The following is a 549-nucleotide window of genomic DNA, read 5'->3' on the forward strand; positions in this document are numbered from 1 at the left end:
TCTCCACCCTGCACCCTCTCGGCCCGGTGCTCCAGTGTATAGTGCTTAGCTTCCGGATGCTCCAGCGTCACCTCGCCGCCAGCGATCCCGCTCGGATACGGGTACTCGTCGTAGAGCCACACCTGCAAATTGCGGCGCTCGGCCGCTTTAACCGCTACGCGAACTTTTTGAAACCAGGCATCGGATAAGTAAGGTATCTGAAGTCCCTGTCTCGCACAGACGAAAAATCCCCCCAAACCCTTATCTGCCATCTCATCAATCTGATAACGAATCTGCTCATCGTCCATTTCCCCATTCCAGAACCAGAACGGATGAATGCGGTACTCCGCTTCCGGCTGTGCAAAAGACTGCATATTAAACTGGGCCATGCAAGCTCATCTCCTCGGCAAGTTCATATATATAAAATATTGCTTTCATCTATTTAAACACTATAAAGGAAGTTACTTTGCCCTAACAATCGCACTATTTTGACGCGCATAATTCTCACTGCAACTATCTTGTCCGGTTTGCACATCCTTGCGAAATCATGCCAATACGCCCCCCAAATAC

General features: G+C 49.5%; 1 pseudogene. It reads right to left on the reverse strand.

Annotated features, from left to right (window positions below):
- Window positions 1-368: pseudogene (locus AC1DUA_RS40215) on the reverse strand (glycosyl hydrolase); the annotation flags it as partial.
- Window positions 369-549 lie beyond the last annotated feature (181 nt).

Source organism: Paenibacillus sp. 01T422 (assembly GCF_056398785.1).